14 protein-coding genes are annotated in these 23,313 nt (G+C 57.4%); 8 read left to right on the forward strand and 6 right to left on the reverse strand.

Annotation, left to right across the window (positions count from 1 at the left end; all coding sequences use genetic code 11):
• Nucleotides 1–22: 22 nt before the first annotated feature.
• Both M4951_RS12080 and M4951_RS12085 read left to right on the forward strand, forming a co-directional pair.
• On the forward strand, nucleotides 23–1,327 hold the full coding sequence (locus M4951_RS12080; protein WP_262026732.1) for a DUF1501 domain-containing protein: 1,305 nt from the start codon (nucleotides 23–25) through the stop codon (nucleotides 1,325–1,327).
• Nucleotides 1,324–2,712: an EF-hand domain-containing protein gene (locus M4951_RS12085; protein ID WP_262026733.1), complete on the forward strand. Its 1,389-nt coding sequence runs from the start codon at nucleotides 1,324–1,326 to the stop codon at nucleotides 2,710–2,712. The genes M4951_RS12080 and M4951_RS12085 overlap by 4 nt, the downstream gene beginning before the upstream one ends.
• 85 nt (nucleotides 2,713–2,797) lie before the next feature.
• Here M4951_RS12085 and M4951_RS12090 read toward each other — a convergent pair whose 3' ends face one another.
• Nucleotides 2,798–7,723 carry an Ig-like domain-containing protein gene (locus tag M4951_RS12090; protein ID WP_262026734.1) on the reverse strand — a complete coding sequence of 1,642 codons (4,926 nt, stop codon included), beginning with the start codon at nucleotides 7,721–7,723 and terminating at the stop codon, nucleotides 2,798–2,800.
• Between the two features lie 759 nt (nucleotides 7,724–8,482).
• Here M4951_RS12090 and M4951_RS12095 point away from each other — a divergent pair.
• On the forward strand, nucleotides 8,483–9,517 hold the full coding sequence (locus tag M4951_RS12095) for a DUF3500 domain-containing protein (RefSeq protein ID WP_262026735.1): 1,035 nt from the start codon (nucleotides 8,483–8,485) through the stop codon (nucleotides 9,515–9,517).
• Nucleotides 9,518–9,732: 215 nt separating this feature from the next.
• On the forward strand, nucleotides 9,733–11,022 hold the full coding sequence (locus tag M4951_RS12100) for a hypothetical protein (RefSeq protein ID WP_262026736.1): 1,290 nt from the start codon (nucleotides 9,733–9,735) through the stop codon (nucleotides 11,020–11,022).
• Between the two features lie 7 nt (nucleotides 11,023–11,029).
• Here the strand turns inward: M4951_RS12100 and M4951_RS12105 are convergent, their stop codons facing one another.
• Together M4951_RS12105 and M4951_RS12110 are read right to left on the reverse strand one after the other, a co-directional pair.
• Nucleotides 11,030–11,866 carry a CBS domain-containing protein gene (locus M4951_RS12105; protein ID WP_262026737.1) on the reverse strand — a complete coding sequence of 279 codons (837 nt, stop codon included), beginning with the start codon at nucleotides 11,864–11,866 and terminating at the stop codon, nucleotides 11,030–11,032.
• Between the two features lie 247 nt (nucleotides 11,867–12,113).
• Entirely contained in the window at nucleotides 12,114–13,013 is a 900-nt protein-coding gene (locus M4951_RS12110) for an alpha/beta hydrolase (RefSeq protein ID WP_262026738.1), read from the reverse strand.
• Between the two features lie 194 nt (nucleotides 13,014–13,207).
• Here M4951_RS12110 and M4951_RS12115 point away from each other — a divergent pair, with 194 nt between their 5' ends.
• Complete coding sequence (locus M4951_RS12115) at nucleotides 13,208–14,083, forward strand: phytanoyl-CoA dioxygenase family protein (RefSeq protein WP_262026739.1); 876 nt, start codon at nucleotides 13,208–13,210, stop codon at nucleotides 14,081–14,083.
• A gap of 468 nt (nucleotides 14,084–14,551) precedes the next feature.
• Nucleotides 14,552–15,568 (forward strand): HAD family hydrolase, encoded by a 1,017-nt coding sequence (locus M4951_RS12120; protein WP_262026740.1) that lies wholly within the window; start codon nucleotides 14,552–14,554, stop codon nucleotides 15,566–15,568.
• A 27-nt stretch (nucleotides 15,569–15,595) separates the two neighbouring features.
• Here the strand turns inward: M4951_RS12120 and M4951_RS12125 are convergent, their stop codons facing one another.
• Genes M4951_RS12125 through M4951_RS12135 form a run of 3 tightly spaced genes read right to left on the reverse strand, consistent with a single transcriptional unit; the run spans nucleotide 15,596 to nucleotide 20,794 of the window.
• Entirely contained in the window at nucleotides 15,596–18,409 is a 2,814-nt protein-coding gene (locus tag M4951_RS12125) for an Hsp70 family protein (RefSeq protein WP_262026741.1), read from the reverse strand.
• A gap of 15 nt (nucleotides 18,410–18,424) precedes the next feature.
• The gene (locus M4951_RS12130; RefSeq protein WP_262026742.1) at nucleotides 18,425–20,203 is read right to left on the reverse strand and encodes an Hsp70 family protein; all 1,779 of its coding nucleotides are present in this window, start codon (nucleotides 20,201–20,203) and stop codon (nucleotides 18,425–18,427) included.
• Between the two features lie 39 nt (nucleotides 20,204–20,242).
• Nucleotides 20,243–20,794, reverse strand: coding sequence for a DUF2760 domain-containing protein (locus M4951_RS12135; protein WP_262026743.1), 552 nt, complete (start codon nucleotides 20,792–20,794; stop codon nucleotides 20,243–20,245).
• A gap of 246 nt (nucleotides 20,795–21,040) precedes the next feature.
• Here M4951_RS12135 and M4951_RS12140 point away from each other — a divergent pair, with 246 nt between their 5' ends.
• Together M4951_RS12140 and M4951_RS12145 are read left to right on the forward strand one after the other, a co-directional pair.
• Nucleotides 21,041–22,426, forward strand: a complete 1,386-nt coding sequence (locus M4951_RS12140; RefSeq protein WP_262026744.1) for an MFS transporter — start codon at nucleotides 21,041–21,043, stop codon at nucleotides 22,424–22,426.
• 43 nt (nucleotides 22,427–22,469) lie between these two features.
• Entirely contained in the window at nucleotides 22,470–23,270 is an 801-nt protein-coding gene (locus tag M4951_RS12145) for an alpha/beta fold hydrolase (RefSeq protein WP_262026745.1), read from the forward strand.
• Nucleotides 23,271–23,313: the final 43 nt, after the last annotated feature.

Below are 23,313 nucleotides of genomic sequence, written 5' to 3' on the forward strand. Positions count from 1 at the left end.
TTTTCCCTTGGAGAGCTGACACGTGCCGCACAAGACCAGTCGACGACGAATGTTGCGATCTTTAGCGGCCTCGCTGTCGATCTCAACGCTGGGCGCTGGAGGGTTGGCGCCTGTAGGGTGGTTGCGCCAGTTGGCCGCCGAACAAGCGAGCCGCCGTTCCGCAGCGAAGAATATCATTTTGCTCTGGCTCAACGGGGGACCGGCGACGATCGATCTGTGGGATCTCAAACCGCAGCACGCCAACGGCGGTCCGTTTCGTGAACAAGCGACCCGCACGCCGGGAATGCGGTTCAGCGAGCATTTGCCGCAACTAGCGAAATGCTCGGATCAGTTGGCGATTGTGCGATCGATGACCTCCAAAGAAGGTGATCACGATCGCGCGGTTCATTTGGGACGTACCGGTTACATCCCGCAGGCCGGCATCGATTTTCCGGATCTCGGGGCGCTGGTCGCCAGCGAAGTTTCGCCTGCAGATGGCCTGTTGCCGGGGTTTGTCAGTATTGCACCGCCGCCGCGATCCAACTTTGGGGGCAGCGGATTTTTGGGGCCGCGATTTGCGCCGATGAGTATCGGTGAAGGCGCTAATTCGCCGGCTGATCTTCACGTGCAAAATTTGTACTCGGCGTTAACCGATGCCCAGCGACGCGAGCGCAATCGTCAACTGTTGACGGAGTTCGATCGAGAATTTGTTGACGCGCACGCCGGCAAACTCGCTCATAACTATCAAGCCTCGCTCGAGCGAGCGATTCGACTGATGACCCCCGAGGCGGTCGCCGCGTTCGATTGGGAGCAAGAGTCGGAAAGCATTCGCGACCAGTATGGCCGCAATTTGTTTGGACAAGGCTGCTTGCTGGCGCGTCGCCTGGTGGAACGAGGAACGTCGTTTGTCGAGGTCACCCTCGATGGTTGGGATACCCACAACGATAACTTCAATCGTCTCAAGTCGCTCTCTGGACAACTCGACGCCGCAATGGCGGCGCTGATCAACGACTTGCGAGATCGCGGCTTGCTGGAGTCGACTTTAATCGTCTGTCAGGGAGAATTTGGCCGCACGCCCAACATCAACGTCAACGCCGGGCGAGACCATTGGCCGCGCGCCTGGTCGGTCGCGTTGGCTGGCGGCGGCGTCGGTCAAGGTCAGGTGATTGGCGCGACCAGCGACGACGGCACAAGCGTGGTCGGTGATTCGTATGTCGTGCCAGACTTGATCGCGTCGGTCTGCGACTGGCTGGGGGTCGACTATCGCAAGCAAAATGCGTCCAACGTTAATCGTCCAATTCGGATCGCCGATCCCGACGCTCAACCGATTCCAGGTCTCGTGTCATGACGCGTGCGATTCAAACCTGGACGCGATTGGCGATTCTCTTGGCGCTGATCTTTCCCGCGGCGGCTCTAGCCGAACCGACGCTGCAAGCGACGTCCGACGATCGCACGCTGCTAATATCGTTGAACGGCGATAATTCTAGTGAGACGCTGGAATTCGTCGTGACGGCGGACGGCCAAGCGGCGGCGGAGGCGCGTCATCAAGCCTACCACGCGATCTTCGTTTTTTTTGACGCTGACCAAAACGGCCGGCTGTCGAAAGCGGAAGCGGCGCTGATGCCGACGCCGTTTGGGCTGCGGCAAATCGCTTCGGGACGTTTGTTAACCACTTCGGGCCCGCTTCCGCAGACGGTCGACCGAGACGGAGATGGCGACATTCAGCCAGACGAGCTTGCCCAGTTCTATGATCAGTCAGGCTGCGGCGGATGCGTTGTCACGTACGGCGCCGATCCGCACAGCGAACAACTGACCGCTGCGCTGCGAGAAAGGCTGGCGCTGGCGAGCGAAGGGCCTGTTAGCTACGCCTCCTTTCAGCAAGCGGCGCTGGGACTCAAAAAACTTGACGGCAACAACGATGAACTGATCAGCCCCGGCGAATTGCTCGCCAGCGCCCGCTACCCCGGCGCCAGCGCCGCTCGCTTGATCTTACCGATGTCGGAGAAAACGCCAGCAGAAAAAAATAGGCATGCTGCTGGGATTTGTCGCATCGATTTTTCTAGCGGCGAAGTGCTGATCGACAAAAAGCAGGTCGCATGGCGAAAGTCAGATCGCGTCTGGACGCGCATTCATACAACACGCGGCAAGCACGCCGCTTCGCTTGACAAATTGGAAGAGCTGACCAGTCAACTGCGCCAGCTGCAAGCGACCCGTTATCCCGCAGGAGTCCCGATCGACCAGCTAGAGGGGGTTCCGAACGCGTCCGAACTTCGCAGTTTCCTGCGTTTGATTGACGCCAACGATGACGGCCGCGCAACCAGCGATGAAGGGGAACGCTGGTCCAACGTCTATCGGCAACTGGTGAAACTGCAACCAGTGGTCGCCATCTTAGACTTGGGCGACAGCTTGTTCGCATTGCTGGACGAGAATCATGACGGCTCGCTATCTCAGGCCGAACTGGCCAATAGCGGTGAACAAGCGGCGTCTGTGGGGTTGATCCAGGACCAAAAAATCGCCTGGGATCGCCTGCCGCGACAATACAGGGTGGTCGTCGCCAACGGTCTGCCGCAGTCACTGCTGGACCAATCCCCGGTCGCGGCGCCGACATGGTTTCAAGCGATGGATCGCAACGGCGACGGCTTGGTTTCTCGCGGCGAATTTCTGGCCGACGACGAGCAGTTCCAGCGTCTTGATCAAAACGGCGATGGATATGTTTCGCCGATTGAGTTGTAGAATTTTTTCTTCATCGCCTGAAAAAAAAGGGGGAGCAACCCCCGGCGGTTTGCTCCCCTGCTCTTTTTTCGTTGTTGTTTAGCAATTAGCTGAACAACAGATCGTCGAGCGATTCGGAATCGGCGAAGAATTCTTCGACCGATTCAGAGGGCGTGACGACGATGTCGAACGTGTCGACGTCGGTTCGCGGACTGCCGGTGCCAGTTGCTCCTCGATCATTGGAATTGATCGTGAAGGTATCGGTGCCGGAGTAGCCGTCATTCGGCGTGTAGACCAGGCCGTTCAGCAGCGACGAAATCTGCTCGAATGATCCGACCAACATGATCCGCGTTGCATTGAGCGAAGCCAATTGCAGCGTTCCATGTTGGACCGAAATCGTCACTTGCACAAAGGCGCCGTTCGCGTCAGGGTCGCTGACAGAAATAGCGTTGCCAGTGGCTGAACCAAAGGCCAAGGATTGTCCCGCGGCAGTCGTCTGAGTACCGGGGACATGGTTCAAAGGGGGCAGGTTCGTCCCATTGTCGGTGTCCAAACCGTTGATGGTCAGCACCACCGTCGCGGTGTCTGATCCTCCATCGCTGTCACTGACCGTATAGGTGAAACTGTCGGTCGCTAGTTCACCGTTGGCTAGTTCGTCGTACATCCCGTTGGGATCGTAGTCAAAACTGCCGTCGGCGTTGAGCGTCAACAGTGCTCCCGACGCCAGCGTGATCGGCGTGCCGACATCGACCGTGACATCATTGACGGCGGTGATCGCCATCGCTTGTCCTTCGGTTTCGACATCGTTAAACATCACGCCAACCGGTACGATCGACAATGCGGTCGCCTCATCGGTCGAGAAGGCGTCATCATTGGCGACCGGTGCGTCATTCACTCCGTTGATCACGATCGTCACCGTCGCGTCGGCCGTCGTCCCGCTACCGTCATCGGCGGTATAGCTGAACGAGTCGAGCGTCGACTCGCCGCCGGGAAGCGTTTCAAACGATCCGTTCGGGTCATAATCGAAACTGCCGTCGGCGTTTACCGTCAGCAACGCGCCGGAGGCCAAGGTGATTTGCGATCCCACATTGACCGCTTCGCCGTTAACGGAAACGACCGTCGCGGCGCCGGTATCATTGCCAAGCAAGCCCGGCGCCGAAATCGACAACGAATTGTCCTCGTCGGTGACGAGCTCATCATTTTCGACGATAAGGTTAGTCACCCCTTGGATGGTGATCACGACGGTCGAACTGCTCATTAAACCGCTGCCATCGGCCGCGGTATAGGTGAAGCTATCTTCCGCAGTCTCCCCTTCAGCCAAAGCGGCGAAGGCGCCGTTGGGGTCATAGTCAAAACTGCCGTCGGCGTTCAGCGTGAGCAATGCGCCCGAATCGAGCGTGATCTGCGTGCCGATATTGGCCGGTTCGCCGTTCACGTCGATTACGGTTAACGCATCGCCATCGGCATCGGTGTCATTTTCGAGCACGCCCGGCGTTGCGATGTTGAGGGCGGTATCTTCCGTCGTTTCATAGGCATCGTCACTGCTGACCGGTGCGTTGTTGACCCCGGCAATGGTGATCACGACGGTGGAAGTGCTCATCAATCCGCTGCTATCGGCGGCGGTATAGGTGAAGCTTTCCTCGGCGGTTTCTCCTTCAGCCAGTGAAGCGAACATGCCGTTGGGGTCGTAGTCAAAGCTGCCGTCGGCATTCAGAGTGAGCAAGGCGCCCGATTCTAGCGTGATCTGCGTACCGATATTGGCCGGTTCGCCGTTCACGTCGATTACGGTTAACGCATCGCCGTCCGCATCGGTATCATTTTCGAGCACGCCCGGCGTTGCGATGTTGAGGGCAGTATCTTCCGCTGTCTCATAGGCATCGTCACTGCTGACCGGTGCGTTGTTGACCCCGGCAATGGTGATCACGACGGTCGAACTGCTCATTAGACCGCTGCTGTCGGCGGCAGTATAAGTGAAGCTTTCTTCCGCAGTCTCCCCTTCAGCCAAAGCGGCGAAGGCGCCGTTGGGGTCATAGTCAAAACTGCCGTCGGCGTTCAGCGTGAGCAATGCGCCCGAATCGAGCGTGATCTGCGTGCCGATATTGGCCGGTTCGCCGTTCACGTCGATTACGGTTAACGCATCGCCATCGGCATCGGTGTCATTTTCGAGCACGCCCGGCGTTGCGATGTTGAGGGCGGTATCTTCCGTCGTTTCATAGGCATCGTCACTGCTGACCGGTGCGTTGTTGACCCCGGCAATCGTAATCACCACGGTGGAAGTGCTCATCAAGCCGCTGCCATCGGCCGCGGTATAGGTGAAGCTATCCTCTGCGGTCTCAGCTTCGGCGAGTGACGCGAAGGCGCCGTTGGGATCGTAGTCAAAGCTGCCGTCCGCGTTCAACGTGAGCAACGCGCCCGAATCGAGCGTGATCTGCGTACCGATATCGGCCGGTTCGCCGTTCACGTCGATTACGGTTAACGCATCGCCGTCCGCATCGGTATCATTTTCCAACACGCCCGGCAAAGCGATGTTGAGCGCGGTATCTTCCGCTGTATCATAGGCATCGTCATTACTGACCGGTGCGTGATCGACCCCAGCAATCGTAATCACCACGGTGGAAGTGCTCATCAAGCCGCTGCCATCGGCCGCGGTATAGGTGAAGCTATCCTCTGCGGTCTCAGCTTCGGCGAGCGACGCGAACATGCCATTCGGGTCATAGTCAAAACTGCCGTCCGCGTTCAACGTGAGCAACGCGCCCGAGTCGAGCGTGATCTGCGTACCCAAGTCGGCTGGCTCGCCGTTGATGTCGACGACAGTCAGGCTATCACCGTCAGCGTCGACATCGTTTCCCAAAACACCGGGAGCGGCGATATTGAGAATCGCATCCTCCGCTGTCTCATAGGCATCGTCACTGCTAACCGGTGCATTGTTGACCCCAGCAATCGTGATCACGACTGTCGAAGTGCTCATCAATCCGCTGCTATCGGCCGCGGTATAGGTGAAGCTATCCTCTGCGGTCTCAGCTTCGGCGAGCGACGCGAAGGCGCCGTTGGGATCGTAGTCAAAGCTGCCATCGGCGTTCAAAGTGAGCAATGCGCCCGAATCGAGCGTGATCTGCGTACCGACGCTGGTTGGTTCGCCGTTGATATCGACGACGGTTAACGCGTCTCCATCGACATCGGTGTCATTTTCGAGCACGCCTGACGCCGAAATATTGAGCGCAGTATCTTCGGAAGTTTCGTAAGCATCGTCGCTGCTGACCGGCGCGTTGTTGACCCCGGCAATGGTGATCACGACGGTGGAACTGCTCATTAGACCGCTGCTGTCGGCGGCAGTATAAGTGAAGCTTTCTTCCGCAGTCTCCCCTTCGGCCAAAGCGGCAAAGGCGCCGTTCGGATCATAGTCAAAACTGCCGTCCGCATTGAGCGTGAGCAACGCGCCCGAATCGAGCGTGATCTGCGTGCCGATATCGGCCGATTCGCCGTTGATATCGACGACGGTTAACGCGTCTCCATCGGCATCGGTGTCATTTTCGAGTACGCCTGACGCCGAAATATTGAGCGCAGTATCTTCGGAAGTTTCGTAAGCATCGTCGCTGCTGACCGGTGCGTTGTTGACCCCGGCAATGGTGATCACGACGGACGAAGTGCTCATCTGGCCTGTGCTGTCGGCGGCGGTATAGGTGAAGCTTTCTTCCGCGGTTTCTCCTTCGGTCAGAGCTGCGAACGCGCCGCTGGGATCGTAGTCAAAACTGCCATCGGCGTTCAACGTGAGCAGTGCGCCTGAGTCGAGGGTGATTGGTGCGCCCACGCTTGCCGATTCGCCGTTAACTTCGACCACGCTGAGCGGGTCTCCATCGGCGTCGGTGTCATTTTCGAGCACGCCTGGCGCCGAGATGTTGAGTGCGGTGTCTTCCGCCGTTTCATAGGCGTCGTCGACGGAGACCGGCGCTTCGTTCGCCATCACTTCGACAAAGAACGATTCGACGTCTGCCAGGCCGGCGTTGTCGAAGACCAGGATTGAAATCTCAAACATCCCGGGCGTAACGTCAAGGCCCGGCGTTAGCAGCAATTGGGCGGTTCGCGTTCCGACTTCTTGGATCAACGAAACGAAGGTGGGGGATTCGGGGTCGATCATGAACGAGAGTTCGTCCTCCGCGTTCGGATCGGTGGCTGAGATCTCGAACATCAAATCATGGCCGGCGTCCAGTTCCTGATCGGCGATCGGCGACAGGTTGGGGGGGAGATTGACGTTTACCATGCTAGTTGCAATGGCGCTGTCTGAAAGGCCATCGTTGACGCTGAACTCAATGACGCGCGGCGTCGCATCGGCGGCGGCGTTGGAATTGCTGTAACGAACCGAACGAAGCACTTGTTGGTACTCGGCGATTGTCGCTTCGCCGGTCAGTTGCAACTCGCCGCCAGCGTACTCGGCCGAGATGCTCGTTCCTTCGGTGTTGACGGTCAGCAGCTCGGCATCACCGTCGGCCAAGTTGGTGATTGTCACTGTGGCCGACATCAGCGTTTCATTGTTAGGATCGGCGACGGTCATATCGCTATCGGCGACGCTGACCGGCCCCTGGCCAAACTGATAAGTTGTCTCGAAGTCGACCCCTTCGGCGTCTTCGCCGTTCAAATCAACATTCGGTTCGCCCAGCGACACTTCGATGGTGATCGACTCGAAGTCCCCCTTTTGCGGCGAATCGTGGTTCATCGCGATAACGCGGAACGTGTGCGATCCGACTTGATCCATCGACGGAGTCCAATGGATTACCCCTTCTGGAGAAATCGTCGCGCCCGAGGGCGTTTGATCGGGATCCGGGTCGAGCACAAAGGTGAATTCACCCTCGGTGATGGTTCCGCCGGCGGCCAGCAGATCGAGCGAGTATTGGTCGCCGACATAGGCGGTTTCGGTCTCGACGCCAGAAAGATCGAAGTTCGGCGCGGATGCGTCCATCACGCGGCGCTCTTCCAGGCGTTCGGAACCCATACTAAAAGCGTTGCGACGTGTGCGATATTTATTCTTCATCGTCATATCGAATCCTTCAAAGAGATATGGCAAAAGAAAATGGGTCAAAAATCTCCCATTCGCGCAGAGAATCTCCCCGATAGCGATCTCGCAACATGCGAAAACGAGGGTTGGGGGTCTGGGCGAATGAGCAAAGATGGAATTACTTCAGGCGGTTCATCCACGCTCGAAGCAATTCATCCGACGGCAAAGAAACGCACGCGTTGCAATCATTCGCGAGAGTGCGCTGTGAACTGAATTTAGCGGCGAGCTCCTTCTTACTCTGGTCAGTTCGGCGCGGCGGTCAAAAGCGACAGCACGATCTAAATGCATCCGATGCGATCTGCTGTGCTTTTGGTTCTTTTAAGCTGGCGCTGGCAGTGAAATCATCGCTTGCCCTGTCGTTCTCAGTATCGACTATGTGCGACGAGCAATAGGTTAATCAGTAAGATATAAGGTTTGCAAGAGGCCGTGTCGTGTTTTTGCATAAATATTATATATGCATAACATCGATATATGTGTTGCTGTTGTTCGGTCCGCTCTTTCGGTTGGTGTCCAAGTGGGGAGCGGTGTAAGGCGAGTCGTGACGCGGAAATCGTCGAGGATTGGTGTACGGTACGCCGCGCCGCGGGATGCGGTTCGATGGTATCGGCAAAGAATCGCAGACAGGCTGCGAACGTGTGAAAAAGAGGGGAATGGACGCTCTAGAGAGCGTAGATTTCTCGGTCAGGGGAGGTTATCATGCATACGACTTCGCTCATGTATCCTCCCACCGGAAATCCCGCCATGCGACGACCCGCCTATTTGTCGATGATTCTGTTTCTTGCTCTTTCGATGTCGGCCGTCGGCTGGGCGCTGTTTCGTCCTGCGACCACAGGAACCGCAATGACGGTCGCCGCCAACGCATTGGTGCAATCGCTCGACGAGGACGAGAAAGCGGTCGCCGTATTCGCATACGATTCTCCGAAACGCGTCGATTGGCACTTCATTCCGAAAGACGCGCGAAAAGGATTGAAGATCGGCGACATGAGTGAGGATCAACGGAAGTTAGCGTACGCGTTGCTCAAGTCGGCGCTTAGCGATGTCGGCTATGAAAAAACGACCAAGATCATGGATCTAGAAAATTTGCTTCTGCAGTTGCAGAAGAAGGGCCCGATTCGCGATCCGCTGCGCTACTATGTGACGATCTTTGGCCAGCCGAAAGTTGATTCGCGCTGGGGACTGAGCTTTGAAGGGCATCACCTGTCGCTCAACTTTGTGGTTGAAGGCAACAGCGTTATCTCCGCTTCGCCGCAAGCGCTCTGTACGAATCCGGCCGAGTTGAAAGAAGACTATTCGGCCAAGTACTCCAAGGGCTATCGCATCCTGAAACTGGAAGAGACGTTGGCCTTTGAGTTGGTCAATAGCTTGTCGGCCGATCAGGCGAAGACCGCGCTGATCGCCGCGAAGGCGCCGGCCGAGATTCGCAATCCGGGACTGCCTCACCCGCCGACCGACAAAGCGGAAGGAATCGCCGCCAAAGATTTGACCGCGTCGCAGCAAGAGATGCTCCGCAACCTGATCGACATCTACGTCTCGGCGATGCCCGCCGATGTGGCCGAAAGCCGCCTGCAGCAAATTCGCGCCGCTGGTTTTGACAACATCCATTTCGCCTGGGCGGGGGCAACGAAGCCGGGGGTGGGACATTACTACCGCATTCATGGTCCGAGCTTTGTCATCGAACTGGTGAACACGCAACCCGACGTGGCCGGCAATCTCGCGAACCATGTCCATTGCATCTACCGAGACATGACCGGCGATTTTGCATTGCCGATCGAGTAAGCGGCTCGAAACTTCAGCCGATAGATATTTGAAAAACGCCGCAGTCGACTTCGACTTGCGGCGTTTTTTTACGATTCAGGCAGATTCGGCAAACCAGGGGGCCTGGCGCGGGGTCTTTTGTCTCGTCGGAGTAACGTTTTGTTGCCTGTTTCAGTGCATGGCTCTAACATGACAGTGGTCATGGTCCGGTATCGTTTAGCAAAAGAGGCGTGCGAATGCTCGCTGGAAACTCGCGTCAGTTCGCCATCACGTGCGGTGTTGGCATCCTGCTCTCTATCCAGGTGATGTCGACGCGTGCTGCGGGCGCGTCGTCGGGCGTCACGCAAGTTTTAGAGCAAGGCTGGGCGATTGGGCCTGATTCGCTGGCGACAGCACGTCAGGCGCGAGCTGCATGGATGGGCTCCACCTCGGATCAGGGCGCTCTTGATACGGCCTTTGGCTTGGTTTTGGTCAAGCATCACAAGTACGAAGAAGCGGCCACGTTGTTCGAGAGTCTTACGACCAGCGACGAAGAAAATCAGGTCGCTTGGCGGGCCTTGATCTGGCTTCAAGTGCTGCAGAAAAAGTCGGAGTCGGCGCTGTTGAAAATCGATCAAATGACGTCCTCGATTCGACCCGACGAAGGGGATGATGCGAGCGAAGAAGAAACGCGCGCCACAGCCCGATTTTTGGGACGGATTTTCGCTTATATGGATGGCCCCGCCGAGGCGGATGTTTCGCAAGGCGTGCGGAAACTGGTGCGACGGAAAGTGGATCGATTGATGGTGGGAGCGCGTGCCGCCGACTTCAAAACCAATTATGACGAAGTCATGCGCGAGTTTGAAAAATTGACCGACAAAGGAGATCAGGCCCGCGATCAAGCGGTGGAAGATCAAGAGATGGCGAAAGAGCAGGAGAAACAGAATCTCGCCGATCTGCGTAAACGTCTCGAAATTGATCAGGCCGAGGCGCAAGAGCGACTTGATACGCTACGTAGCGAACTCACCAAAGAGTTGGAGGAGTTCAATCGCATGGAGGCGCCGCTCAATGATGCGATCTCGCGGTTAGAAGTTCAGCTTTCGATTGTTCGCCGTGAGCTGCTTAGCCTGACCGATGACCTGAATCGCTTGCAATCGGAACTTGATCAGACAAAGGATCCGCGTCGTCGCGACAATTTGCGTCGCGATATCGACCGCGCTGAAATCTTGCTAGGACAGTACCAACGCGACAATCAGGTGATCTTGGGCGAAGGCAACCGATTGACGCAGCGTCGTGACGCCGTTCGAGCGAGTCGCGCCGAAATGACGCGTCGATTTGAATCGGATATCCAGGAAACGCAGGAGCAAAAGGCCAACTTGATGCGACGAGAGAGACGGACCGATCTGGATGAAAAACGAATCCGCCGACCGGCCAAGGGAAACACGCCGCATGTCCGTGTGATGAGCGCCAAAGCGACCAGCTTGCGGACCTACTTCGATTTTCCGCTAGAGTTGGAACGTCACAAGTTGTTGACGGCGGGATCGTAAGATTCGTTTAGAGCATCACTTGCAAGATCTGTTCCTGCGTCAGAACGCCGACCAATTCGTTCTGGTGGTTCGCAACCACCAGCGCTTGTAATTGCATGTTGTGCATCGTCTGGGCGGCGCTACGCATCGTATCGGTTGGCAAAATCGAGTGTGACTCACGAATGATGTCGGCAGCTCGAATCGATTTCGGATCTTCCGATAGATACATCACGCGGGCCAAGTCGCGACTTTTGGCGCGACGGATATCACGGCGAGAGATGACGCCGAGCGGGAAGTCGCCGTTCATCACCACGGCGTAAATAGCGCCTTCGGCTTCGCACGCCATCTTCACTTCTTCAATGCTGGAATCAAACGGAACCTGCACCGGCGTGAGATCGAGATAGGTCTTCACTGCGGCGCGGCAAGCGTCATGGTCCGAAAATGAGAACTCGCGCAAGAAGTCGGACGAGGTGACCATTGCGGAAAGACGGTCATCTTCAGTAACCGGTAGAGAATTCACTCCCTTGTCCAGCATCATTCGCAGTGCTGTCGAGACGTCGGTGTCGTAAGAGATCGCATAGACCTTGGACGACATGAATTCGGTGATGCGAATCGGCCCGCGAGCGTCGCAAAATCGATTCGACATATGCGCCGATTCATGCATCGCTGCAGTGCGAACGACATCTTCGTCCGAAACGATCCCCACCACGTGTTGATCCTCGTCGATCACTGGCCAATGGTGGAATCCAACCATGTAGACTTGCTCGAGCAGTTCCTCGAGAGTTGTATCCAACGAAGCGCTCATCGGATTGTAAGTCACGATGGTGCTTAACGATTGGTCAAGAATGGGCTTGGCGGTCGCCATGCGATTTCTATTGCAAGATACGCGAAAAAAAATGCCTGGTGCAATTGAAATCTAGGTCGCGCCGCTCAAGGAAGTGAAGATTGCACGATTTAAACGGCCGATTTCGATCGCCGTATTTGTGCATTGGCGCAATCAGAAGGGTCCTACTGGTCGCAACAGCGACACGACTGACGCCGCAGACCAACTCGTTCGCGGCCAGATTGGGGGCCGTTCGCCATAGAAACGCCCCCAGCTTTGAAAACGGTGATTATTTGCCGGTTTCCGTTTTGGTAGAGAGCATCCCCTGGCCGGCGAGCCAGGCTTCGCACAATTTGGGCCAAGCGGAGGTGCCGGGGATGTTGGCGGCCAGACCGACTCCGTGACGTCCTTTGGCGAAGATGTGCATCTCGGCCGGGACCTTCGCCTTTTGCAACGCTTCATAAAAGACGATGCTGTTTTGCGGCGGCACGCCGGTATCTTCGCTGGTGTGGAACAAGAAAGTGGGAGGCGTATCGGACGTCACTTGTGATTCGTTCGACAGGCTCTTCACCAACTCTTTGTCAGGGTTCTCGCCCAGCAAGTTCTTCTGCGATCCACGATGGGTGAACGGCTGATCGAGCGCGATCACTGGATAGCACAAGATCGCAAAGTCAGGACGGCACGAGACCTGATCAATCGGATCGGCTGCTTTTGTATCGCCCGCGTCAAAATGCGTCGCCGCGGTCGACGCGAGATGACCGCCGGCTGAGAAGCCCATCACGCCGATTTTATCGGGCGAAACTCCAAATTCGTCGGCTCGCGCACGAACGGTGCGAATGGCCCGCTGAGCGTCTTGGATCGGCGCCGGATGTGCGTAACCACGACCGCGATGGCGGTACTCGACCACAAAGGCGGAGACGCCGAAAGAGTTGCACCAGTTGGCGATATCGACCCCTTCGTGTCCGGTTGCGAGGTGGCCGTAACCGCCGCCGGGAAGGACGACCACTCCGCAGTTGGTCTTGTTGGCGCCATTCGCTAAAAAGATGGTGATCGTCGGCTTGTCGTTGTCGGTATCGCCTTTGGCGCCCGGCGCTCCGGCAGGCCATAGTAGTTCGCGCTTCGGCTCGGCAGACATTGCGACCAAGGGGAGAAAACCGATGAGAAGGAGTGTGAATACAATTTTTGACATCAGGCGAACTCGCGTAGAAGGGGTAGGCAGGCGGTCAATTCGTGCTGAGAAACCTTGGCGGACCAAGTTCTTAGGGTAACTGGTCCAGCGACGGAATCAATCTGGGGGGAGCGTACGGACTTGATTTTTGGTTTTGCAAAGGTGAAAACGTGTGTCTCACCTTAATCCCTTCTCGCTCAACTGGAATTTTTCCCATGGCCGCCGATCTTTCGCACCAGCATGCTCCGATCTCCACATCGTTTCAGGGCAAGTCCTCTGACGGAGATTTCCATCTCTCCGACGAGCAAGTCGCGTTTTTTCATGAACATGGATATCTGAGCGGCGTCAAGATTTTGGAGGACGAGCAGGTCGACATCCTGCGCGAAGAACTGGAGGCTTTCTTTCAGTCGGATCATGACGGACGCGAACTGTGGTACGAGTATCACACGAACGAATCCGCGACGCCTGACACGGTGCTCTTTCATGCGCTGGGCGCGTGGCGCGTTTCGCCTGGATTTCATGATGTGCTTTGGTCGCCGGCCTTTATCGCAGCGGCCGAACAATTGCTTGATGGGAAAGTTCGTTTTTGGCATGACCAGCTGTTCTGCAAGCCGGCCAACCATGGAGGCGTCGTCGCTTGGCATCAAGATTACTCGTACTGGACTCGCACCAAGCCGATGGCGCATCTGACCTGCTGGATCGGCTTGGATGACGCCGATCGCGACAACGGTTGCGTGCAGTATGTGCCGGGAAGTCACAAATGGGATCTGCTGCCGGTCACCGGACTGGCCGGCGACATGAACGCGATTCGCGAAGTTTTGACCGATGACCAATGGGAGCAGTTCCAGCATCCCGTCGCAGCCGAACTGAAGAAGGGAGAAGCGACCTTCCATCACCCGCTGACGGTGCATGGTTCCTTCGCGAATCGAACCGACCGACCCCGGCGAGCGACGGTGATCAATGCGTTCCGCGATGGAGTCTGCAGCGATAGCGATGATGTCCTGCTGCACGGCATTCCCCCGATCGCCAAGGGGAAGAAGATGGAAGGCAAGTTCTTCCCCCTGCTATCGGCCGAATCGTTCGATGCGTAGCCGATCGCAGGCGCACCGTCGGCGAGCGAACTGTCGTCGGTCACTTGGATCGACGCTTTACGATCAGCAAAACGTGTTGGCGCCAGCCGGACAGGAACGATCGATTTATTCGATTCGCACGTTGTTCTCCTCCCTCATTTTTGACCTAGAATTGATAACGGCGATGGCTCTCGCGTCTGTAGATATCTCTGTTTCCGAAGGCCAATGGAGAGTTCGCGTGTTATCTCAGAGACGAACTGCGGGGCTTTCGAATGCCTGGTCTTTTCAGCCAGCCTCCATTTTTCAGGCTGAATACCAACGTCATTGATTGATTCGAGACGTATTCTAGAAAACGGCGCTAATAATTTGGTTGCTCTGGAGAAACTAGCCGTTAACAATCGAATAAAATGCGGCGAGTAGTTACTAGCAGAAACGACGCCCGCTAGTGCGTTAGAAGTACGCTCTTTTCTGTGAAGCGAGATCCGACCCATGCTTGCAAATATCTGTCCCCGATTCTTTTCCGTCGTCGCATTATTGGTTCCGTTGACCGCTGTTTCATTGCAGGCCGACGAGCCGTTGCCGTCATGGAATCACAGCGCTGCGAAGACCGCAATTATCGAATTTGTTGAAAAAGTCAGCGATGAGAATTCGCCCGACTTTGTACCTGCGGCCGATCGGATTGCGACGTTTGACAACGATGGAACCTTATGGACGGAGCATCCCATGTATACGCAGCTTGCGTTTGCATTGGATCGGGTCAAAAAGCTTGCACCGGATCATCCCGAATGGCGAACGAATCAACCCATTCAAGCAGTCCTGAAAGGTGATCTTGCGGCGCTTGCCGCCTCGGGAGAGAAAGGTCTCGCCGAAGTGATCATGACGACTCACGCCGGAATCACGACGGCGGAATTTGAGTCGATCGTTTCCGAATGGTTTCAGACGGCGCGCCACCCACGCTTTCAGCGTCCTTATACCGAGTGCGTCTATCTGCCGATGGTCGAGTTGCTCGAGTATCTCCGGGCCCATGGATTCAAAACCTACATCGTCTCTGGCGGCGGCATCGAGTTCATGCGTCCTATGACCTTGGATGTTTACGGAATCCCGCGAGAACAGGTCGTGGGCTCGTCGATCGAGACCAAATTTGAATACCAAGATGGCGAGCCGGTGCTGATGCGCCTGGCGAAAATTGACTTTATCGATGACAAGACCGGCAAGCCGGTAGGCATCAACAAGTTTATCGGGAAGCGCCCGATCGCGGCGTTCGGGAATTCGGCCGGGGATCGCGAGATGCTGGAATGGGTCGGCGCTGGCGATGGGCCCAGCTTAAAGATGCTTGTATTTCATGACGACGCCAAGCGAGAATACGCCTACGGTCCAGCCAACGGATTGCCTGACAGCAAGTTTGGCGCGTTCCCACAATCTCTGATGGACGAAGCCCAAGAAAAAGGATGGAGCGTGATCAGCATGAAAGATGACTGGGCTCGCATTTTCGCGTTTGAAAAGTAGGTAGGGCTGCGGCGGAAGCGATCCGCTTTACAGGGTTAACCCAATCGGCAACGCTTCGCCAAAGACCTGATCGCGTTCTTCGTGATCCAAGCTTCCACCTGTACGGACGATCCGAGCAAAGTGAGACGGAGCGTTTTCGGTCTCTAGCCAAGCGGCAGCTTCCTCGCGATCAACCAGCGCAAGGTCGCGATAGCGATCCTCGGTCAGACGGGCGATTTGCATCACCGCCAGCAGATCCATTGGGTCGCGATTCCGATCGCGATAGATCGCATCGAGCCAACGTGTTGCGATGTCGGCCGAAATAACCGAGTTCAGCGGTCCATAAACCGGAGTGCGACTGCCTAATCGGCCCAGCGCCCAGGCCATTGCCGATCGCGCGGACGCCATCTTGGGTTTGTTTAACAAGTCGACGATCCAGCCGCCGATCTCCAGCTTGGTCGAGACATCCAACAGTTCCAAGCTCCCCAGCAATCGCCAAGCTTCGAGCGACTCTTGCGGAGTAAAGGTCGCGGTCCCCTGCCCTGTCCTGACGCGACGATGCAGCGCGCGTAATGCTTGGAGCAGCGGTTCGGCGACCGCTTTTTGTTGTCCGCGATTCAGGCCGCCGGCGATTCGACGCCAGAGGATCCAAGACTGCACGCGGCAATTCGCGTCGTTATGCACCACTTTGCCTTGCAGCGCTTTCCAGGTTTCGGAAACGCGCCAATCGTCGAGCGCCAATCCATAGCCGGGGCGCAGCGCGAAACCTGCCAGATTGAGCCAACGTATTTCATGGCTGCTGCTGCGGCGCCGACCCGGCTCCAGGTCAAGCAACTCGCCCCAGATGCGGCGCAGTAATGAGGCCGGCCAAGCGTTACGCGGCGTCTCACTGGTCGTCTCCAGCGCTTGCAGCAAACGTTGCGGTTTAAGCGTCGCCGTCTCGCCAAACGTCGCCGTCAGTTGCGACTCGAGCGCGGTCCAGGCTGCCTCGTCCAACACGCCTTCCGCTTCCCGATCCGAAATGTGCGCCGCGACATCGGTTTGCGTCGCGCTGCGAACGTCAAACTGCAATCGCCAACGACGATCGCTCTCAATTTCGTCACACCAAAGTTCAATCGTGCCGATCTCGGTCAATCGCGCGTGCAGCTTGACGGCGACTTCCGTCGCTTCGCTGCGACGCTTGGCTCGCAAGACGGTGCGGATCGGCGGCAGCGAGCGAATCTGCTCTTGGTCGACGCGGACGATCTCGCCGGCCTGGTCGATCAAACGGATGCTGGATACGAACAATGGGAACTCGACCGGCTCCGAAACTCGCAAACGGAATGTCCGCGATTGTAGGTCGATCTCTTCGCCGGGCTGCGTGGTCGCGGGGAGTATGCAGAGCGCCTGGGGTTTGCCTTGCTCGTCTTGGCCGACGCCGATGTAATAAGTGCGGGCCAAGTTCGCCGCGATGCGTACTCCTTCGCCGCGACGAACCAAACCGTAATACGCGGCGCCGCGTGCGACCGCCAGGTCGAGTCGATCGTTGTCGAGAATCTGCAATTGGAATTGAGGATCGGTCGGCAGGAACCAGGCGGTAATCTCGTCGATCAGCTTGCGCCGCAGACGTGAGGATTCAAAGAAGCCGCCGTTGAACAGCACAATGTCAGGACGAACCGCGACGTTCTCTGCTTCGACGACGTGGCGATGATTTCGCAGGAATGCGGAGAGATGACGCGTGATCGCGGGATCGTTGGCGAACGGCAAGCCAAATTCCTGAAAGCCGGAACTCCGTTTTTCAAGCGGCGTTTCGATCGTTCCCGAGGGCAAAAAACCGTCGACCAGGACTTGCTCGATCTCGTTTTTGGTGAGGGTCGCTTGCCGGCCGCCGCCGATCAATTTCGAACCTCCGCTGGGCAAGTTGATCGTCATCTTGTCAGGCGCGTTGTCAGTCAGCATCTCTTCTTTGGCGACACGACAGCGTCGAACCAGTGTTGACCAATCGCCGGGAGAGAGCTTGCCTCCGCTGGTCAGACGTTGTTCGAGATAGGTCGCCAAAGTGAGGTCAAGATTGTCGCCCCCTAAGATCAAATGTTCGCCGACAGCGACGCGGTGAAATTGAACCTTACCATCCTCTCCCTGGCGGACGCGGATCAGCGTAAAGTCAGAAGTGCCGCCGCCGATATCGCAGACCAGGATCGTCTGACCTGGAGAGACGAGCGACTCCCAATTTTCTTTGTGCTTGTCGAGCCAGGCGTAAAACGCCGCTTGGGGTTCTTCGATCAACACGACCCGCTTCAGGCCGGCTTCGGCCGCCGCCGCGACGGTTAACTCGCGGGCAATCTCATCAAACGACGCCGGCAACGTCAGAACAATATCTTGCTCTTCCAGCGGATGCTGCGGATGGGCGTCGTTCCACGCGGCGCGGATATGACCCAACAAGCGAGCGCTGACGGTCAGCGGCGAGAGCTTTTCCAGGTCTGACGCGCCGTGCCAGGGCAATAGCGCCGCGGTCCGATCGACGCCGGTATGCGAGAGCCAGCTTTTGGCCGAATTGATGACCCGCGACGGTACTGTGATTCCATGGTCACGGGCAAACATGCCGACGCAATAGTTGGCGTTCTGCTTGTTCCAAGAAAGCTGCAGCGCGTCCGCCGGAAATTCCGATTTCGCCGCTTCGTAGTGAAAGGAAGGAAGCGTTGAGCGGGCTTCGACTTGCTGCGGCGCGACGATTTGCGGAATCGAAAACGATTGCAGGAGGCCTGGCGCCGTTTCGGTGTCAACGTACGCGACTGCCGAATTGGTCGTGCCGAGATCGATTCCTACGACGTAACGGCTTGGCGCATCTTCGTCACCGATCGTCGCCGCTGCTTGATGTTTCACCACGATTCCAACCGCCTAGTCGTCTTCGCGAACGTTGAACTCTAACTTCCAGCGTCCGCCGGTCCGCGGACTGACGCACCATAGCTCTAATTGCCCCAATTCGGTGATCTTCGATTCAAACGTCACCGGCACGGATGACTCTTGAATCGCGTCATCTTTCGGCAGCAATGTTTCTAGCGGATCGGTCTCGGTGATCTCCTCTTCGTCCCAGCGACTGAGGGCCTGACCGGGTTGATCGTCTTTGCGGATGGGAGACGAGAAAAAACGAAACTTGGCCGTCTCGCCAACGATCAGGCCGACCTCTTGGGACGGAACATGGATCGACGTCCCTTCTTCCATTCCGATCGGCACGACATTGACTAGGTTCAGCGGACGCGGAGCGCCGGGGATCGCCAAGCCGGCTCGTTCGACGCCGATGTAATAAGAGCGAGCGGTCCCGCCGCGGATGCGAATGCCGCCGTGTCGTTTCGCCCAACCATAGAAGGCGGCGCCGCGCGCCACGGCGTAATCCAGATCATGCGGGCCCGCCAAACGTTGCGGGGCTTCGCTGTTCCAGTCGGCCAGTACTTCCATCAAGCGATCCTGGAACGCATCGCTCTTGAAGACGCCGCCGTTAAACAACACGTGGGTAACCGGTTTCTCCGCTTCATCGCGGTGAGCTTGTAAGAAAGCGGCCAGGTGGCGCGTGATCGCCGGATCGGATTCGTAAGGAAGGCCCAACTCTTGAAAGCCAGAGGAGTGCCCGCGTTCGGGATGCGCATCGGCGCCGCACTTGGGGAAAAAGCCGTCGAGCAGCAATTTCAACGCGCGATCGCGGGGCACGTCGACCGTGACCGTACCGCCGATCAACTTGCTGCCGCGCCCCAAAACCGAGATCGGCTGCGCGGCGGCGTGCTCATCTTGCAGCAGCGTTTCTTTGGCGGCGCGACACGAATGCCAGAGCGAAATCGATTGCCACGGGTCGAGATTGATCCCTTTGTCAGCGAAGAGGGTCGAGACGTCGAACGCCATCGCGAGATCCATGTTGTCGCCGCCGACCAGCAAGTGATTGCCGACCGCGACGCGGCGGAGCGAAAGTTCGCCCCCTTCTTCGTCCACTTGAACCAGCGTCAAGTCGGTCGTGCCGCCGCCGACGTCGCAGACCAAGAGACGATCGTTCACCTTCAACTGCTTTCGCCACTTTTCGCCCCAGTGGTTTAGCCAGGCGTAGACGGCGGCCTGCGGCTCTTCGAGCAGCACCAGCGTCTCGGGCAGACCAGCGCCTTGAGCCGCTTCACGCGTCAGCTCTCGAGCGCTGGCGTCAAACGACGCCGGCACCGTCAGCACGACGGTTTGCTCTTGCAGCGGCGACTCGGGGAACTTGGCGTTCCACGCGGCGGCCAGATGTTCTAAATAGCGGCGAGTCGCTTCGACCGGCGAGATCTGCGGAAGGCCCTCGGGCGCATTCCAGGGCAAGATCTCTTGTTGCCGATCAACCTTGTGATGCGAGAGCCAGCTTTTCGCACCGCCGACAGTGCGATCGGGCGCGTCGGCCGATTGCCGCCGCGCGATTTCTCCCACCGCAAAGTCGCGCTGTTCGGCCCACGGCAGATCGAGCGCCTGTTGCGACTTTTCGGCTTCGCCGCCGAGATAGACGAACGACGGCAGTGAATGGCGACTGTCGACCGTGTTGGGAGCGATCAATTGGGGCAGGTCAAGCAACTCCACTTCGGCTTGCTCGGTTTCGAGCGACGCGTAAGCGACAACGCTGTTGGTCGTGCCGAGATCAATCCCCACGACATAGCTGGCAGGCATCTTCAAATCCTTTTCAGAGGGTGATCGCCGCGGGGAAGATTAAACCTCGGCCTCGGCCGGGGCAAGAATCTTGGCCGCTTCGGGCTGACCGTTCCACTTGGGCAATTCGCATTTGGTCGCTCGCCAGCCTGCATGCACCAGGCGAGCCTTTTCAGGAGGAGTCGCTCCGACCGAGCCGACAAGCCGCAGTTCGAGCGGATTAAAACCGGGCGGAACGGCGATGCTGGTTCCCTCTTCTTCTTCGCGCAGTCGCTCGATCCCAAAAATTCGTTCGAGCGTCGCTTTCGTATCGCGGTGAACATCGCGAACCGCGGCGCCAATTTGCGCGTCTGCAAAGGAGCTGAGATCTTCCTGAAACAGATCGAGGAAGCGCGCTTCACGCTGCAGCGCCGCCAACAGAACGAGTGCGTCGACGCCGCGCGGAACTGCCGGCTTCGGAGGCTCCGCCGGCTTGGGGGGCTCGGATTTCGTCGTTGGTGCTGGTGTTTCGCCGGCGGCGGGCAACAGCAACACCGCTTGCGCTTTCTCCGCCGTTTCGCGATTGAACAGGATCTTAAAGAACAACGTCAGTGCTGTACCCAGGCGGCCCATGGAAGTTCGTATGTCCTCTAATGCGGGAGAAAACGGCGTCGGCAGACTGTCCAACCTATCGAGAGTCGCCGTTGGCCGCAATTACCGACCGACGAAGGGAAATTGACGCAACGTAAAGCGGCCCTTAGGGAAACAGCACTCACAACCCGCGATATCACGCCAACCCGTAGTCGAATTGACGTATCTGACGAGCGCCAAGACCGTTAGGATATGAACTTTCCAGGACACCATTTTCTTGAGAGCCAGATGGCCCCCGTTGTATCGCTTGAGCCGAAACTGCCCAAGGAGGAAACCCTCCCGAAGCCTGCGGAATCAAATTCTGCAGGGGCGTCATCGGCGGCTGGTCAGCCAGACTTGGTCGTGCGTGCGGTTCCTTTCTTTTATGGTTGGCTGATTCTGCCGATCTCGATGGTCGCCCAGTTTTGCACTAGCCCTGGCCAGACCTACGGCGTGTCGCTGTTCAACACGCATTTCACGACCGATTTGCATTTGAGCAGTCTCGACGTGTCGTTCGCTTATATGTGGGGAACGATTATCGCTTCGCTGCCGATGTCGCTGATCGGCGGATTCGCCGATCGATTTGGTTTACGACGATCGATGACCGGCGTGGTGCTGATCTTTGGCTGTGCTTGTATTTTTATGTCGCAGGTGGGCGGAGTCTGGAGCCTGTTTCTCGGGTTTCTCCTGATTCGGATGTTCGGCCAAGGATCGCTGACTCTGCTGGCGACCAATTCGGTCGACATGTGGTTTCGCGACCGACTTGGCTTTGCCGTTGGAATTCGTAATTTGTCGATGCCGATCTCCTTGGCGCTATTCCCTCTGATTTCCGAATCGTTGATCGACAGCGTCGGCTGGCGCTCGACCTACTTCCTGCTGGGCTTGGGAGTTTGGGCGGCGATGTTGCCGTTGTTGTTCATCTTCTTCCGCAATCGTCCCGAAGATATTGGGCAATTGCCCGACGGCGTGAAGCGCTTGCCGGTTGATCCCCAAAGCGAAATTCAGGAAGCGGAAATTCCAGTCGATTTGCATCTGCCGCAGTTCACCTTAGGGGAAGCGCTGCTGACTCGGTCTTATTGGATCCTGGTGACGCTGATGTCGTCGTGGGCGATGATCGCAACCGCGCTGACCTTTGTGATGGTCAGCTTTTTGCAAAGTCGCGGACTGAGCGCCGAGCAGGCGCCGGTGATTTTCCTTTGTACCGCGTTGACGATGGCGATCTGCCAATTTGTCGGTGGTTGGTTGGCCGATCATGTTCGCCTGCATTGGTTGATGGCGAGCGGCGCCGCGATGCTGGCCTTATCGGTCATTTGCTACGCCCAGATCAACTCGGTTTATGGTTGTGCAATTTTCGGTTTGGTGTTTGGCGCCGCGCAAGGAGTCGCCGTCTCGGGCGCGAGTTCGGCTTGGGCCCGGTACTTTGGCCGAGCGCATCTCGGTAAGATCAAGGGAAGCTCGATGACGATGATCGTCGCCGGCAGCGCCGCCGGTCCCTATTTGCTCAATTTGGGGGCCGCTTATTTTGGCGGATACGAGCCGGTTTTGTGGCTGTTTACGGCGATCTTCGCACTGCTGGCGGTCGCTTGCTTGTTCTGCACGCCGCCGCGCGTCCATTATCCGCAACCTGAATTCTGATCTCACGCTGCTTTGCTGCTGTTCTTTGCCGGGATGACGATCTATGACTGCCGCGGTTGACAAGTATTTTGATAGCGACGGCGTCCAGTTGCGTTATATCGAGCAGGGATACGGCGAGCCGGTGATCTTGCTGCATGGATTTACGCGAAACATCGAGCAAGGTTGGGTCGACTACAAATTGTTCGACCGGCTGAGCGAATTTTTTCGCGTTATTGCGCTCGATGCGCGCGGACATGGCAAAAGCGACAAGCCGCATGGCGACGTCTATGGCAAACAGATGTACGTCGACGTCGTCCGCTTGATGGATCATCTGAAGCTCGAATCGGCCCATCTGGTTGGATATTCGATGGGGGGGCGTTTGTCGCTGAAAACGACGATTGACTATCCCAAGCGAGTTCGCTCGACGCTGCTGTTGGCCGCCGGCGCCGGTCGCGCAGAAGAGGGCCAGCAGTTGTGGAGCGAGTTGAGCGAGTCGCTCGAAACCGCCGGCCAACTCCATCCCCTGATGAAAGTGCTGTGGTCGAACCGCAAACCGCCGAGTGAACGACAATTGACGGCGATGAACGTCAACATGATGCTTGGGAATGATCCTTTGGCGCTAGCCGGCGTCGCGCGCGGCTATCACGAGCTCGGCGTAACTACGGAAGAAGTCGCGTCGATTACGACTCCCCTGCAGGTGGTGATCGGCGAAGAAGACGCCGCCGCGCGCAGCGACGCCGATCGATTGTGCCGCGATGCGCCCCATGCTACTTGCATACTGGTCCCTGGCGCCGATCACTTCTCGCTCTTGTTACGACCGCAGCTAGGAACGTACATTGTGGACTTCCTACTGCAAGTTTCTTAATCCACTCTCTTCGTAGCCCGCAGCGCAAGCGAGGGAAATGCGA

Origin of the sequence: Blastopirellula sp. J2-11, assembly GCF_024584705.1 — a bacterium.
GTDB lineage: Bacteria > Planctomycetota > Planctomycetia > Pirellulales > Pirellulaceae > Blastopirellula.